Annotated in this window: 13 protein-coding genes; 4 read left to right on the forward strand and 9 right to left on the reverse strand. The window is 35.2% G+C overall.

What is annotated here, in order from left to right:
• Nucleotides 1–505 precede the first annotated feature (505 nt).
• The 9 genes from ilvA to ilvD all read right to left on the reverse strand — a co-directional run bounded on the left by ilvA (nucleotide 506) and on the right by ilvD (nucleotide 11,474).
• Complete coding sequence (gene ilvA, locus AB1J10_RS09555; protein WP_107365683.1) at nucleotides 506–1,774, reverse strand: threonine ammonia-lyase IlvA; 1,269 nt, start codon at nucleotides 1,772–1,774, stop codon at nucleotides 506–508.
• Between the two features lie 27 nt (nucleotides 1,775–1,801).
• Complete coding sequence (gene leuD, locus AB1J10_RS09560; RefSeq protein ID WP_064210005.1) at nucleotides 1,802–2,377, reverse strand: 3-isopropylmalate dehydratase small subunit; 576 nt, start codon at nucleotides 2,375–2,377, stop codon at nucleotides 1,802–1,804.
• A 1-nt stretch (nucleotide 2,378) separates the two neighbouring features.
• Nucleotides 2,379–3,749, reverse strand: coding sequence for a 3-isopropylmalate dehydratase large subunit (gene leuC, locus AB1J10_RS09565; RefSeq protein ID WP_107365685.1), 1,371 nt, complete (start codon nucleotides 3,747–3,749; stop codon nucleotides 2,379–2,381).
• A 17-nt stretch (nucleotides 3,750–3,766) separates the two neighbouring features.
• Nucleotides 3,767–4,807, reverse strand: a complete 1,041-nt coding sequence (leuB, locus tag AB1J10_RS09570; RefSeq protein ID WP_064210003.1) for a 3-isopropylmalate dehydrogenase — start codon at nucleotides 4,805–4,807, stop codon at nucleotides 3,767–3,769.
• Nucleotides 4,804–6,339 carry a 2-isopropylmalate synthase gene (locus AB1J10_RS09575; RefSeq protein WP_107360304.1) on the reverse strand — a complete coding sequence of 512 codons (1,536 nt, stop codon included), beginning with the start codon at nucleotides 6,337–6,339 and terminating at the stop codon, nucleotides 4,804–4,806. Before AB1J10_RS09575 ends, leuB begins: the two co-directional genes overlap by 4 nt.
• Before the next feature lie 124 nt (nucleotides 6,340–6,463).
• Entirely contained in the window at nucleotides 6,464–7,468 is a 1,005-nt protein-coding gene (gene ilvC / locus AB1J10_RS09580; protein ID WP_046206535.1) for a ketol-acid reductoisomerase, read from the reverse strand.
• Nucleotides 7,469–7,512: 44 nt separating this feature from the next.
• Entirely contained in the window at nucleotides 7,513–7,986 is a 474-nt protein-coding gene (ilvN, locus tag AB1J10_RS09585) for an acetolactate synthase small subunit (protein WP_046206534.1), read from the reverse strand.
• Nucleotides 7,983–9,773, reverse strand: a complete 1,791-nt coding sequence (gene ilvB / locus AB1J10_RS09590) for a biosynthetic-type acetolactate synthase large subunit (protein ID WP_107365687.1) — start codon at nucleotides 9,771–9,773, stop codon at nucleotides 7,983–7,985. Before ilvB ends, ilvN begins: the two co-directional genes overlap by 4 nt.
• 12 nt (nucleotides 9,774–9,785) lie before the next feature.
• The gene (ilvD, locus tag AB1J10_RS09595) at nucleotides 9,786–11,474 is read right to left on the reverse strand and encodes a dihydroxy-acid dehydratase (RefSeq protein WP_064210000.1); all 1,689 of its coding nucleotides are present in this window, start codon (nucleotides 11,472–11,474) and stop codon (nucleotides 9,786–9,788) included.
• 612 nt (nucleotides 11,475–12,086) lie between these two features.
• On the opposite strand from ilvD, the gene tsaE reads away from it, so the two are divergent.
• The 4 genes from tsaE to tsaD are packed head-to-tail and all read left to right on the forward strand — an operon-like array spanning nucleotide 12,087 to nucleotide 14,649.
• Complete coding sequence (tsaE, locus tag AB1J10_RS09600; RefSeq protein ID WP_070039252.1) at nucleotides 12,087–12,548, forward strand: tRNA (adenosine(37)-N6)-threonylcarbamoyltransferase complex ATPase subunit type 1 TsaE; 462 nt, start codon at nucleotides 12,087–12,089, stop codon at nucleotides 12,546–12,548.
• Nucleotides 12,529–13,191, forward strand: coding sequence for a tRNA (adenosine(37)-N6)-threonylcarbamoyltransferase complex dimerization subunit type 1 TsaB (tsaB, locus tag AB1J10_RS09605; protein ID WP_046206530.1), 663 nt, complete (start codon nucleotides 12,529–12,531; stop codon nucleotides 13,189–13,191). Before tsaE ends, tsaB begins: the two co-directional genes overlap by 20 nt.
• Nucleotides 13,164–13,628, forward strand: a complete 465-nt coding sequence (gene rimI, locus AB1J10_RS09610; RefSeq protein ID WP_070658268.1) for a ribosomal protein S18-alanine N-acetyltransferase — start codon at nucleotides 13,164–13,166, stop codon at nucleotides 13,626–13,628. The genes tsaB and rimI overlap by 28 nt, the downstream gene beginning before the upstream one ends.
• Nucleotides 13,621–14,649: a tRNA (adenosine(37)-N6)-threonylcarbamoyltransferase complex transferase subunit TsaD gene (gene tsaD / locus AB1J10_RS09615; RefSeq protein ID WP_107365414.1), complete on the forward strand. Its 1,029-nt coding sequence runs from the start codon at nucleotides 13,621–13,623 to the stop codon at nucleotides 14,647–14,649. The genes rimI and tsaD overlap by 8 nt, the downstream gene beginning before the upstream one ends.
• Nucleotides 14,650–14,714 lie beyond the last annotated feature (65 nt).

Genomic DNA, 14,714 nt, shown 5'->3' on the forward strand with positions numbered 1-14,714 from the left:
ACGTAAAAGGAGCTTAACTTCCAGTTCGAAGAACTGCAAACTGACAAAAGAAAGCGTTTGAAGCTGACGAAGTAAACGAGAGACGAAATGAGCTTACAAGCGGTAAGTGAGTGAGGAAAGCGTGAAATAGTAAAAGGAATGCATGAGCAAAAACTCATGCATAAGTACCGCTATCTCAATAAATTGAGAGTGGTACTTTACGAGCGCTTGTCTGAAGTCAGGGATGCTTCTTAGCGCCGAAGGTAGCTGATTTACGTTCCGCAAGAGTAGGTAAAGAGGAATACATGAGCTAAAGCTCATGTATAAGTCACACTATTCCAATAACATATAAATTTATAAGATATATAAGTGTGAAATGTAAAAATTAAAATTAAGAAGTGTGACTTTACAGGCAATCAAGACCCGGAAGGGTCTTTTTTATTTACGTAAAAGGAGCTTAACTTCCAGTTCGAAGAACTGTAAGTGGTACTTTATATAAAATAAAAGTCTAGCATAAGCTAGACTTTTAAATTAATAGTGAATAAAGCATTTTGTTTTCGTTAATATAGATATTGGAAGGATCGAATTCATTGACATTCGACTTTAAGTTATCTAAATCTTGATGGTTATTTAATTGTATGCCGATGATGACAGTTCCTGTATTTTGAGAACTTTTCTTAAGGTACTCAAATTTAGTAATATCATCCTTTGGTCCAAGTACGTCATTTACAAATTCTCTTAATGCGCCAGGTCTTTGTGGGAAGTTGAGAATGAAGTAATGTTTCATTTCTTCAAATAATAAAGAACGTTCTTCGATTTCTTTCATACGGTTGATATCATTGTTGCCGCCACTTACAACACAAACAACTGTCTTACCTTTAATTTCTGAACGATATTGTTCTAATGCTGAAACACTTAAAGCACCAGCAGGTTCCGCAATAATTGCTTGTTTAGAATACATGTCCAAGATTGTTGAACAAACAGCGCCTTCATGTACTTGAATATAGTCATCTACTACATTTTTGGCAATATCATATGTGATTTCACCGACTTTTGCTACAGATGCACCATCCACAAATTTATCAATTTCAGGTAACGTTACTATTTGATTTTCTAGTACAACAGAGGCATACATACTACTCGCACCGGCAGGTTCTACGCCAATGATAGAAGTTTGTGGTGAATGTTCTTTGAAGTAAGTACCTACCCCTGAAATTAACCCACCACCGCCTATAGCTGCGAATAAATAATCAAATTGAATGTTATCCTCTTTAGATTGTTTTAAAATTTCTATAGCTAACGTACCTTGGCCAGCGATTGTATAAATGTTATTAAATGGATCGATGAAATTCATTTTATTATCTTGAGTATACGTAAGTGCCTCTTTTAGACAATCATCAAATGTATCGCCGGTAAGCACAACTTCAGCGTTACTACCACCAAAAAATTTCACCTGATTTATCTTTTGAAGAGGTGTAGTTACTGGCATAAATATAACAGCATTTAAATTAAGTTTGTTGGCAGTGTAAGCAACACCTTGTGCATGATTACCTGCACTTGCACATGTAATTCCGTTTTGTCTATCATTTTCATTTAACGCTATAATTGCGTTATAAGCACCTCTTAATTTAAAAGATCGAACCCATTGTAAGTCTTCTCTTTTTAAATAGACATCACAATCGTATTTAAGCGATAAGTAATGATCCTTTTGCAAAGGAGTTTCTTTAACAACATCTTTCAATTGTAAGAAAGCTTCATCTATATCTTTTGAAGAAACAGTTGTTTTGACAGCCATAAATTTCACACCTTTATTTAAGTTTCGTTAAAAAGCTTTTGACGTTTCATATGCTTGAATTTCATTTTCGAATTGTAGTGTTACAGCAATATCATCAAGTCCATTAACAAGTTTATTTTTCCACGTTTCATCAATAACAAAGTGAAATGTTTTATCATTCGCAGTCACAGTTTGATTAGGTAAATCAACAGTGACTTTACCTGCTTTGGCAATGTATTGACGTTCTTCTTCATTTAATACGATAGGTAACATCGCATTTTTAGTACAGTTCATATAAAAGATATCACTATAACTACCAGCAATAATAATATCAAAACCATAATCCTTAATTGCCCAAGCTGCATGTTCACGGCTCGAACCACAACCAAAATTATCCCCAGTTACTAAAATCGTGGCATCTTGGTATTCTGGCTTATTTGGATTGAAATCTGGATTGTCGGATCCATCCTCTAAGTAGCGCCATTCATCAAAAGCAAAAGGTCCAAAACCAGATTTAGAAATTCGTTTTAAATGTACTTTTGGTATGATTTGGTCAGTATCAATATTATCATGAAATAATGGAACAACTTTACCAGTATAGGTTGTGATAGGTTGGATTTCCATATTATACAACCACCTTTCTTACGTCTACAAACTTCCCGTTAATGGCTGCAGCAGCTGCCATAGCAGGGGAGACTAAGTGTGTTCGAGCCCCTTTGCCTTGGCGTCCTTCAAAGTTACGATTACTTGTTGATGCACAATGCACACCAGCAGGTACTTGGTCAGGGTTCATACCAAGACACATTGAACAACCAGGTTCTCTCCATTCAAATCCAGCATTTTTAAACACTTTATCAAGACCTAATTTTTCTGCTTCTATCTTTACAGTTCTAGAACCAGGAACGACGATTGCTGTAATATTAGGATGCACTTGATTTCCTTTTACAATATGGCTTGCTTCTATTAGATCAGATAGTCGAGCATTCGTACAAGAACCTAAAAATACATAACCTAAATCAATATCTTCTGCTTTTTGGCCAGGTTTTAGTCCCATATAGTTATAGGCCCGTTCATCATTAACATCATTAATTTCAGGAAATGGTGTATTAAAGCTAACACCCATTTCAGGGCTAGTACCCCAAGTAACTTGTGGTTCTAAATCAGAAACATCAAGTTGTATGATTTTATCAAAATTTGCATCATCATCAGTGTAAAGTTCACGCCATTCATCTACATCATATACAAAGTTTGTTGCATAAGGTCTTCCTTTTACATATTCAAATGTAGTTTCATCAGGCGCCATCATCCCATACTTTGCACCAGCTTCGATCGCCATATTACAAATCGTCATTCTTGCTTCCATTGATAGACTACGAATAGTTTCACCTGAAAACTCAAGTGCATATCCAGTTCCAAAATCAACACCATATTGGTTAATAAGATGTAAAATAATATCTTTTGCATATACGCCTGTAGGTAGTTTACCAGTAACATCAATTTTTAAATTTTTTGGCTTTGTTTGCCATAGTGTTTGTGTTGCAAAAACATGTTCGACTTCACTAGTTCCAATACCAAATGCAATAGCACCAAAAGCACCATGTGTAGCTGTATGAGAGTCTCCGCATACGATTGTTTTTCCAGGTTGTGTCAGTCCAGTTTCAGGACCAACCATATGCACGATACCTTGTTCGTCAGAACCCATATCAAAAATATGCACATCAAATTCTTTGGCATTTTTTTGAAGCGTTGTTATTTGTTTATTAGCAATTTCATCTTTAATATTAAAAATATCAACTGTAGGAACGTTATGGTCCAACGTCGCATAGGTTAAATCTGGTCTGCGCAGCTTTCTATTTTGTAGTCTAAGTCCTTCAAAAGCTTGAGGAGATGTGACTTCGTGTATAAGATGTAGGTCTATATATAATAATTGTGGGTCACCTTCTTTACCGGTTAAGACATGCTTATTCCAAACTTTGTCAAATAGTGTTTTACCCATATGACATCTCCTCCTTTTTAAAGATTTTGTTTAATGAATTTAAAAATATCAGTTGTTTTATACTTACCATTGAGATCTTGAGTTGTTTTTTCATCTTCGATAAGTTGATAAATAACTGATTCTAATCTATGAGCAGCCTCTGGTGCATTAAGACTTTCTCTTAAACACATAACCACTGATAAAAGCATACCGAATGGATTTGCTATATCTTTATTTGCAATATCAGGTGCAGAACCATGAATGGGTTCATAAAGTCTTGGTCCTTTTTCACTAAAACTAGCTGATGGTGAAAGACCAAGCGAGCCAGGAATTACAGATGCCTCATCACTTAATATATCTCCAAATAAATTTTCTGTTACAATGACGTCAAATTGAGAAGGATTTGTAATGATATGCATTGCACAAGCATCTACAAGTAAATGATTAACTTCAACATCTGGATAGTCTTTAGATACATCATTTATTACATTTCTCCATAATTTACTGGAAGAAAGTACATTTTCCTTATCTACAGAAGTTAATTTTTTGCGACGGTTTTGAGCTAAATCAAAAGCAACTCTTGCAATTCGTTCTATTTCTGTACGTGTATAAGTTAAGGAATCTAAAGCTTTATCCTCATTCCAATGTTTTGGTTCACCAAAGTAAATACCACCTGTTAACTCTCTCACTAAAATAAAATCTGTACCAGCTACACGCTCTTTTTTAATAGGTGATAAGTGACTGGTACCACTCGTTACTGTAGTGGGGCGAATATTAGCAAATAGACCTAAAGCTTTTCGAATACCAAGCAGACCTTGTTCAGGTCTATTATTAGGGTCTGTCCATCTTGGGCCACCGACAGCACCCAATAGAATTGCGTCTGCTTGTTTACAAGCACTTAGTGTCGTATCAGGTAGTGGCGTACCATGATTATCTATAGCAATACCGCCGAAATCATGCGTTTCTATTTCATAGTCGAAATTATAGATATTACTCAGTTGTGAAAGAATTTCTAGTGAACCATTTAAAATTTCCGGTCCAATCCCATCCCCGGGAAGTGCTACAATCTTATAACTCATGAGTGAATACCTTCTTTCACTTCTGAATTAGAAACGTATTTAGCATGTGCTTCAACATATGATTTACATGATGCTAATAAGATGTCATGATCAATACCTACACCAGTAACGATTTGATCTCCAATTTTAATTTGGACATGTACTTCTGCTTGTGCATCAGTACCTTCAGTTACAGATTCAATACGATAGTCTATAAGTTCAGTTTTGCGATTGAAAATTCGATCTACTGCATTATATACAGAAACAATTGATCCAGTACCAATACTTGAATCTTGATACGTATTTCCATCTTTATCTTGAATTACTACGACAGCACTTTGTAGTCCATTTGAGACGAATTGTAGTTGCAGAGCTTCAACTTTATAGATGGCATTTTGTTCATGTTCAGTTCCTTGAATTAAAGCGTGTATATCCCTGTCAGTAACAGACTTTTTCTTATCAGCAATTGTTTTAAATTGCTTAAATAGTTCTTTTTGTTCTTCAGCATCCACATCATACCCCAATGCAACTAATTTTTCTGAAAAAGCGTGTTTACCAGATAATTTACCGAGCGGTAATTCAGTTGTTTTGACGCCTACTAATTGTGGTGTCATAATCTCATAAGTTTCAGGATTTTTAAGAACACCATCTTGATGAATACCTGATTCGTGACTAAAAGCGTTTTGTCCGACAATAGCTTTATTTCTTGGGACTCGAATTCCTGCATATCGTGCTATTAAATCAGATGTATTTTTAGTTTCTTCGAGATTTATTTGTGTTTGATTACCATAATGATCTTGTCGAACGTATAGGCCAAGTGCAACTTCCTCAAGGGCTGTGTTACCTGCACGTTCACCAATACCATTTAAAGTACCTTCAATGCGTTTTGCACCATTTTCAATTGCAGACATACTATTTGCAACAGCTAAGCCTAAGTCATCGTGACAGTGTGCACTATAAATAACTTCATGATTCGTTTTAATGCTTTCTTGGAGTGTTTTAAAAATTTTGCCATATTCTGTAGGGTAGCTGAATCCAACTGTATCAGGTATATTGATGACACTTGCTCCCGCATCAACTGCAGTTTGAACACATTCGATTAAGAAAGGTAGTTCCGTTCTTGTAGCATCTTCTGGTGAAAATTGAACGACGTCAAAATATTCTGTAGCATAAGCAACATGCTCTTTGATTGATGCTAACACTTCTTCTTTGGACATCATGAGTTTTGAGTCACGGTGAATAGGGCTAGTTGCTAAGAACACATGTATTCTAGGTTTTACTGCCTCTTTTGTTGATTGATACACTGCATCAATATCTTTTTTGACACAACGTGCTAAGCCACAAACAGCAGTGGTTGTTAATGCTTTAGAAATCGCTTCTACAGATTTAAAGCTACCTGAACTTGAAGCAGGGAAACCAGCTTCGATGATATCAACACCCCATTTTTCAAGTTGTTTAGCAATTTTTAAACGTTCATCGAAGGAAAAGTTTACGCCTGGCGTTTGTTCTCCGTCTCTTAGTGTCGTATCAAAAATTTGAATATGGCTAGTCATTTTAAACATCTCCTAATAAATAGATTTTAGTTCAATATGATGAATGAGCCGAAGAATCTAAAATTTTCCTAAAAATTAAAGTAGGGGACTTCTCTTGATTCTTCAGGCATCACCATAAAACTAATTATTTTTCAATACTCTTGGATTTAATAAATGGCATCATCTCACGTAGGTCTCTACCAACCGCTTCAATTTGATGTCCATGTTGTTCTTCACGTAGTTTATGGAATTCTTCAAAATTATTTTCGTTATCTTTGATGAAACGATCGCTGAAGTTTCCTTGTTGAATATCGTTAAGTACTGCTTTCATATTATCTTTAACATCTGGAGTGATTACGCGTGGTCCTGATACATAGTCTCCAAATTCAGCTGTATTTGAGATTGAATAGCGCATGTTTTCCATGCCACCTTCATACATTAAATCAACAATTAATTTCATTTCATGTAAAACTTCAAAGTAAGCAATTTCTGGTTGATAACCAGCTTCAACTAATGTTTCAAAACCAGATTGAATTAGTTTTGTTGTACCACCACAAAGTACTGCTTGTTCACCGAATAAATCTGTCTCAGTTTCTTCTTTAAATGATGTTTCTAAAACCCCAGCACGAGTTGCACCAATACCTTTTGCGTAACTTAGTGCTAAATCAGTTGCTTCACCACTTGCATCTTGTTCAACTGCAAATAGGGCGGGTACGGCGCTACCTTCTGTGAAAGTACGTCTAACTAAATGTCCAGGCCCTTTTGGTGCTACTAAAAATACATCTACTGTTTCAGGTGGTTGAATAACATTAAAGTGAATATTAAAGCCATGTGCGAAAACAAGTGCATTATTTGGCTCTAAATTAGGTTCAATTTCTTCATTATATACTTGTCCTTGAATTTCATCTGGTAATAATACCATGATGACATCAGCTTGTTTTGCTGCCTCATTTACAGGATATACTTCGAAACCATCATCTTTTGCTTTGTCAAATGAACGACCTGGTCTGATGCCAATAATCACGTCATAGCCGTTATCTTTTAGGTTTTGCGCATGTGCATGTCCTTGTGAACCATAGCCGATGATGGCTACTTTTTTACCTTGTAATGCATCTTTCGTTACTGATTGGTCATAATAAACTGTTGTCATAATAAAATCCTCCATGTTTTAAATATAGTTTGATGAATTGTGTTTTAAACTAAACCGGCTGAACCAGTTCTTGAAACTTGTTCAATGTTATATGATGATAGATCATCTAATAAATTATCCATTGTATATTGTGGACCTGAGGCTTGAAGATAGGTGTAAGGATCCTCATTTTTTAAAATAGAGACTAGCGCATCATATGGTTTAATTACTTTTTGTAAATCTTGATGGTTACTTGGTGTTTCTAATTTCACAAGCACTAATTCTCTGTTGTAAGTGTTTGTATCAGTGATGTCTTCTACATCAATAATATTTATTTGTTTTTCCAATTGGCTAATTAAGTTTCTTAAAACATCTGAATCTGGGACTTCTGCTACAAATGTGATATTAGAAACGCCATCTTCTCTCGTTGGAGTAACTGATAACGTGACAATGTTAAATTGCCTGCGAACAAAGATACTCGTTAATCTATTTAAAGTACCAGCTTTATCTAAAACTTTTGTTCTAAATGTGCGTCTCATAATAATCCCTCCATCTCATAATTAGCTTTACCGCTAGGCACCATTGGATTAACAGGTTCGATAGGTGAGATACGAACATCAATGAGAGCAGGCCCTTTGTGTTCAAAAGCAGCGTCTAGTTGTTCTTCTAAATGTGTTGGATCTTCGATAAGGAAACCTTTCACATTGTATGCTTCTCCCAATTTTAAGAAATCAGGTTGTCCATTAAATACGGAATGAGAGAAACGTTTGTTAAAGAATTTATCTTGCCATTGTTTAACCATACCTAACGTGCCGTTATTTATAATTACAACTTTTATGTCTAAATCGTATTCTTCTAGTATTGCTAACTCTTGATTGGTCATTTGGAAACCACCGTCGCCAACAAAAGCTACGACTGTTTTATCAGGTTCAGCTAATTTTGCACCTATTGCTGCAGGTATGCCAAAGCCCATTGTTCCTAAGCCACCACTCGTAACTAATTGACCATGATTTTTAAATGGATAATATTGGGCAACCCACATTTGATGTTGACCGACATCAGTTGTAACAACTGCGTCACCATTAGTAATTTCTCCTATATATTCAATAGTACGTTGTGGTTTTGAAAATGTACCATCTGGATCTTCTTTGTATGCAAAAGGTTGCTCTGCTTTGTTGTTAAAGCATGTTTCTAACCAGTCATCATGGTTGATTGAATAGCTGTCGAATTCAAGTAATGCTTCTAAAGTTGCTTTACAATCTGCAACAATACCTAAATCAACTTTGATTATTTTATTTATTTCTGATGGATCAATGTCGATATGAACAATTTTTGCATTAGGTGCAAATTCATCTGGTTTACTTGCAAGTCTGTCATCAAAACGACTGCCAAAGTTTATAAGCAAATCACAATCTGTTAATGCCATATTGCTTGCGTATGATCCGTGCATTCCCCCCATACCTAAAAATAGGGGATTTTCATATGGTATGGCACCTAACCCTAATAAAGTACTAACTACAGGCAATTGATGTCGTGTAACAAATTCAGTGAAAACTTCATTAGCCTTAGCGTGATTTACACCAGCTCCTGATAAAACCACAGGTTTTTTAGAAGATTTTAAATAATCACGTAATTTTTGAATTTCTGTTTTGTCTGGTTGATTAGGAACTGAATAACCAGGTAGGTTCAATTCGTTTGAAACTTCTGCGTTAGTAGATAAGATTCCCATATCTTTTGGGAAGTCAATAACGACTGGTCCTTTTCTTCCTGAGTTTGCTACGTGAAATGCCTCATGGATTATTTTAGGTATTTCATTTACATTTTTAATCTGATAATTATGTTTAGTTATCGGTGTAGTCATTGAAAGCAAGTCTGCTTCTTGGAAAGCATCTTTCCCTATACCCGCTGTTGCAACTTGACCTGTGATAACGACAAGCGGTAGTGAATCACTATAAGCATCAGCAATACCAGTGATTGCATTTGTTGCTCCAGGACCACTTGTAACGACAACGACACCAGTTTTTCCAGAAACACGCGCATAACCCTCAGCAGCGTGTGAAGCACCTTGTTCATGTCTCGCTAGTATGTGTTTAATTTTCCCATCATAAAATGTGTCATATAGTGGAAGTACAGCACCACCAGGGTAACCAAATATAAAATCTACATCTTCATTTACAAGTGAATCTACTAATAATTCTGAACCAGATTTCATTTCATCAATTGTTTCTTTTTCTAATTCAACTTCGGGCTCAATTGTTTCTGCTGTTTCAAAATAATCTAAATTTTCTGATTTTTCATATTCAAGTATTTCAGTTTGTTTAGACATCATACTCACTCCTTAAATGAGATCTTCAGGTACTTGCATAATACCACCAGTATTAGCACTCGTTACTAATGCTGTATAGCGTGCAAGATAACCTGTTTTCACTTTTGCTTTAAATGGTTTCAAGTTTTGCTTTCTAGATTCTAATACTTCGTCTGTAACTTCTACATTTAATGTTCTGTTTGTTAAATCAATTGTGATATCGTCGTTGTTTTCAATTAAAGCGATAGGTCCACCCGCCGCAGCTTCTGGTGAAATATGACCAACAGCAATACCTCGTGTTGCTCCGGAAAATCTACCATCAGTAATTAATGCAACGTCTTTACCTAACCCTCTTCCTACAATAGATGATGTAGGGGCCAACATTTCCGGCATTCCTGGTCCACCTTTAGGGCCTTCATACCTAATTACAACCACATGACCTTCACGTACTACGTGATTGTCAATTGCTTCAACTGCTTCATCATGTGAATCAAAACAAATTGCTTTTCCTTTAAAGACTTTAATTGAAGGATCAACACCACCGACTTTGATGACCGCACCTTTAGGAGCTAAATTACCATAAAGGATTGAAAGGCCACCTTGTTTATCGTATGGATTATCAAGGTGTCTGATTACATCACTATTTAATATCTCTTTGTGTTCGTTATTTTCACGAAGTGTTTTACCTGTGGCTGTAATTCTGTCTGGATGAAGTGTACCTTCTTTTTTAAATAATTCGTTAATGATAGCTGGAACGCCACCAGCTTCATGTACATCATGCATAGAATAGGAAGAACTTGGTGCTATTTTTGACAAATAAGGCGTTTTTTTCGCAATTTCATTTATTCTTGATAAGTCATAATCAATGCCAGCTTCATTTGCAATCGCTAATGTGTGTAGTACTGTATTGGTAGATCCCCCCATAGCCATGTCTAAAGCAAATGCGTCATCAATTGCTTCTTTAGTAACAATATCTCTTGGTTTAATGTCATTTTTGATATTATCAACAAGTTTAAATGCTGCTTCTCTAATCATTTCTCTACGTTGGTCACTTACTGCTAGGGCTGTACCGTTATATGGGAGAGCTAAGCCTAAAACCTCCATTAAACAATTCATTGAATTTGCTGTAAACATACCAGAACATGAACCACAAGTAGGGCAAGCATTTTGTTCCATATCTAAAAACTCATCTTTTGAAATTGAACCATCTTTAAATGCTCCAACTGCTTCAAACATTGAAGAAAGTGTTAATGCTTTACCTTGTGATGATAAACCTGCTTTCATAGGTCCACCTGAACAAAAAATAGCTGGAACATTGGTTCTTACAGCTGCTAGTAACATGCCAGGTGTAATCTTGTCACAGTTCGGTATGTAAAAGACACCATCAAACCAGTGTGCATTGATAACTGTTTCTGCAGCATCGGCAATAATTTCTCTAGATGGCAGTGAATATCTCATTCCAATATGTCCCATTGCAATACCATCATCTACACCGATTGTGTCAAATTCAAAGGGGATGGCACCTGCTTCTCGAATTGCTTCTTTAGCAATGTCAGCTAATTCTCTTAGGTGAACGTGTCCTGGTACAATGTCGATATATGAATTACATATAGCTACGAAAGGCTTATTCATATCTGTTGGTTTTTCTAAAGCGCCTGTTGCATGCAAAAGGCTTCTTGCTGGAGCTTGATGATCTCCTTTTTTGATCATATCGCTTCTCATATTAATTCCCCCATAAATTTGAAAATAAAAAAGCGTCCCAATAAATAATTGGGACGCTTTCAAGTCCCATTCAACTAGAAATAGGACTTAAACATTTAGTAGATTCTTTACTAAAGTTCCAGTCCTAATAGCATAATAAAATGACTAAAATATTTGAAGTTGTTGGTTGGTATTGCATTGTATATTTGGTCATCTTATTATGCTCCTTTCCGTTAGAATGGTTTATCTGTTAATGTGTTAAATTGAATTGTCTAAAAATTCGATAAATTAAATTTACTATATTGAACTTGTGCTGTCAATGATTTTTTTAAATTTTCTATCAATTCAAATAATTTCAAAATGTTGGAACTTGTTTTAGTTTGAAGTAAAATAAGAAAAAATTTGTTAAACTATAGTAGTTAATTTAATGATAATAAAGTATTAAAGTAATAGATGATCATTTAGTGCTGATAAAAATCAATAAGAAAGTAGTCACTTTTAATGTTAGTGAATTTAAAACATTTTTTATCCATCATTATTGATTTGGAAGTAAATAGAAATACTTGAGCGATGCACAAGCATATGCGACACTAATCCAATTGATTTGGAAGTGTCGTTAAAAAGGAGAGACATATGATTAAAATAAATGATTTAGAAAGTATGGAACATTTTGCAAAATTGTTAGCGAAACATTTATCTGCAGGGGATATTATTTTATTAAATGGTGATTTAGGTGCTGGTAAGACAACATTAACGCAATTTATTGGTAAAGCTATGGGCGTAAAACGCAATATAAATTCTCCAACGTTTAACATCATTAAATCTTATCAAGGAAACGCATTTAAGTTACATCATATGGATTGCTATAGATTAGAAGATAGTGAAGAAGATTTGGGATTTGATGAATATTTTGAAGATCAAGCTGTCACATTGATTGAGTGGAGTGAATTTATCGAATCATTTTTACCAAATAATCACCTAACTATAGATATTAAAACCATAAATGAAACGACAAGAAATATAGAAATGAAAGCAGTAGGTCAACATTACAAAACGTTAAAGGAGGCCGTTGAACATGATTTATCTGTTGATTGATACATCTAATCAACCGTTGTCTGTTGCAGTTATGCAAAATAATGTAGTACTAGGTGAAATCAATACTAACGTGAAGCAAAATCATTCTACTCAGTTAATGCCGGCGATTCAACAGTTGTTTCATGAGAGTGGAATTGCAAAAGAAGAAATAAATGCGATTATTGTCGCGCAAGGACCTGGCTCTTATACTGGACTTAGAATTGGCGTAACGGTTGCTAAAACTTTGGCCTATGCATTGAATGCTGAACTATATGGTGTTTCTTCGCTAAAAGCGTTAGCTGCAACTGTTCAAGACGATGAACGACTTTTGGTGCCGATATTTGATGCACGTAGAGAAGCAGTATACACTGGAGTTTATCGATATAATGGAAACCAATTGCTCCAAGTAGAAGAAGATCAATATTTACCAATACAAGAACTTCTCAACTTATTACATAGAATGGGAAAACCATATGTATTTGTTGGCATAGACACTGAAAAAGTAAAAGATTTATTAGATAGTGATTGCATACCTAATATACCAAAAGCAAAATATATGAAGCATTTAGTTGAAACTACTGAAGATATACATCAATTTAAACCCAATTATATTAAATTGTCAGAGGCCGAAAGAAATTGGTTAAACCAACAGAAAAAGAACTAAATATACGCTTGATGACTTTGAAGGATGTACCTCAAGTATTTGATATTGAAAGAAATAGTTTTAACGACAGTAGTTGGACAATCGATGCTTTTTATCATGAAATAGAACAGAATGAGTTTGCACATTATTTTATAATTGAGTTTAATGGTGTGATTATTGGTTATATTGGCATTTGGATAGTGATAGACCAAGCGCAGATTACAACAGTTGCGATAGATGAATTATATAGAGGCTATGGATTAGGACAATTATTATTAAAATATGCGATGAATTATGTACAAACCAAATGTGAAATTATGAGTTTAGAGGTTCGGATAGATAATGTGGTGGCACAACATGTGTATACAAATTTAGGATTCCAATTTGGAGGCAAACGTAAGAACTATTATGGTGAAGGTGAGGATGCAATAGTGATGTGGGTGAATTTAAATGAGTAATCAAACATTGATTTTAGCAGTTGAGTCAAGTTGTGACGAAACAAGTGTAAGCATTATTAAGCAAGGCACAGAAATTTTAAGTAATATTGTATTGAGTCAAATTGAAAGTCATAAGCGATTTGGAGGTGTGGTACCTGAGGTCGCTAGCCGGCACCACGTGGAAGGTATTACAACGACAATTGATCAAGCATTATATGAAGCAAATGTATCCATGGAAGATATAGATGCAGTAGCGGTAACTCAGGGTCCTGGACTCATAGGTGCATTGTTAGTAGGCATTAATGCAGCTAAGGCGTTAGCTTTTGCTTACGATAAACCATTGATACCTGTACATCATATTGCAGGACATATTTATGCGAATCATTTAGAACAACCATTACAATTTCCTTTAATAGCATTAATCGTGTCAGGTGGGCATACTGAACTAGTATACATGAAAGATCATTTGAATTTTGAAGTCATAGGAGAAACTAGAGATGATGCTGTTGGCGAAGCCTATGATAAAGTGGCGAGAACGATTGGTTTAGGCTATCCAGGTGGGCCACAAGTTGATCGATTAGCTGCAAAAGGTCAAGATAGCTATAATTTCCCGAGAGTTTGGTTAGAGGCTAATAGTTACGATTTTAGTTTTAGTGGATTAAAAAGTGCAGTCATAAATAAATTGCATAATTTACGACAAAAAGGAGCTGAAATAAAACCTGAAGATGTAGCAACGAGTTTTCAAAATAGTGTTGTCGAAGTTTTAGTTGGCAAAGCAGTGTCAGCTTGTGAGGCATATGATGTGAAACAGTTAATTATTGCGGGTGGTGTCGCCAGTAATAAAGGTTTAAGAGCAGCGCTTGATAAATCCTGTAAGCAACATGAGATTAATTTGCGAATACCGAGCCCAAAACTTTGTACAGATAATGCTGCTATGATTGGTGCTGCAGCACATTATTTATATCAAGCTGGATGTGTTGGTGACATGTCATTAAATGGATTTAATGATATGGATATAGAGCAATTTTCAATAAACAAATAAACTTGATAGGATGAACATTTAAAAATGTAATCACTTCATTTAGTGTAATATTAACTTAATATGAT

Origin of the sequence: Staphylococcus cohnii species complex 1663 (assembly GCF_041008415.1) — a bacterium.
Lineage (GTDB): Bacteria > Bacillota > Bacilli > Staphylococcales > Staphylococcaceae > Staphylococcus > Staphylococcus ureilyticus.